Consider the following 1266-nt stretch of genomic DNA (forward strand, 5'->3'; position numbering starts at 1 on the left):
CCGTGGCCGCCGCGGCGCCGGAGACGAAGGCCACCGACAGGTCGGCCGCCGTCCCGCCGTGCGCCCCGAACTGCGGGCCGAGGACCAGCGGCTCGCTGGAGCCGGTGGCGGCGTTCGGGTCGCCCACCACCCCGTACGCCGGGAATCCGGCCTTGAGCACGAGCTGCGGCTTGGCGCCGAAGAACTCCGGCCGCCACAGCACGATGTCGGCGAGCTTGCCGGGCTCGATCGAGCCGATCTCGTGCGCCAAACCGTGCGCGATCGCGGGGTTGATCGTGAGCTTGGCGATGTACCGCAGCACCCGGGCGTTGTCGTGCCCGGCCGGGTCGCCGTCCAGCGGGCCGCGCTCGGCCTTCATCTTGGCCGCCATCGGGAACGTGCGCCGCACGGTCTCTCCGGCCCGGCCCATGCCCTGGGCGTCCGAGGAGGTGATCCCGATGAGCCCGAGGTCGTGCAGCACGTCTTCGGCGCCCATCGTGCCGGCGCGGATGCGGTCGCGGGCCAGGGCGGCGTCGCCGGGCAGGTCCGTCTTCAGCCCGTGACAGGAGACGATCATGTCGAAGTGCTCGGCGAGCGCGTCCCTGCCGAAGGGCAGCGTGGGGTTCGTGGAGGACCCGATCACGTTCGGGACGCCCGCCAGCCGCAGCACGTCCGGGACGTGCCCGCCGCCGCAGCCCTCGATGTGGAAGGCGTGGACGGTGCGCCCCTCCAGCACGGCGAGTGTGTCGTCGACCGACAGGCACTCGTTGAGGCCGTCGGTGTGCAGGGCGACCTGCACGTCGTACTCCTCGGCGACCCGCAGCGCGGTGTCGAGCGCGCGGGCGTGCGCGCCCATGTCCTCGTGGACCTTGAAGCCGCAGGCCCCGCCCTCGGCCAGCGCCTCGGTCAGCGGGCCGTCGCCCGAGGAGGAGCCGCGGGCGAGGAAGCCGATGTTGACGGGCCAGGCGTCGAACGCGTTGAAGGCGTGCCGCAGGGCCCAGGGGGAGTTCACGCCGACGCCCCACACCGGCCCGAACTCCTGGCCGATGATCGTCGTGACGCCGGAGGCGAGCGACGCCTCCATGATCCGCGGCGACAGCAGGTGGACGTGCGTGTCGACGGCCCCGGCGGTCGCGATGAACCCTTCGCCGGAGACGATGGCGGTGCCGGTGCCCACCACGACGTCCACGCCGTCGAGGGTGTCGGGGTTGCCGGCCCGGCCATGACGTGTACCCGGATGTGTCGTGCACACGGATGTGACGGTTACCTGGTGACGTTGAAGTCGGC

1 protein-coding gene is annotated in these 1266 nt (G+C 72.7%); it reads right to left on the minus strand.

Annotated elements, in window-relative coordinates; genetic code table 11:
- A partial coding sequence (locus tag AB0J39_RS39610) for an urease subunit alpha (RefSeq protein ID WP_363474365.1) occupies positions 1-1231 on the minus strand: 1231 nt, incomplete at its 3' end.
- Positions 1232-1266: the final 35 nt, after the last annotated feature.

The sequence above is a fragment of the Microbispora sp. NPDC049633 genome (genome assembly GCF_040675265.1).
Classification (GTDB): domain Bacteria; phylum Actinomycetota; class Actinomycetes; order Streptosporangiales; family Streptosporangiaceae; genus Microbispora; species Microbispora maris.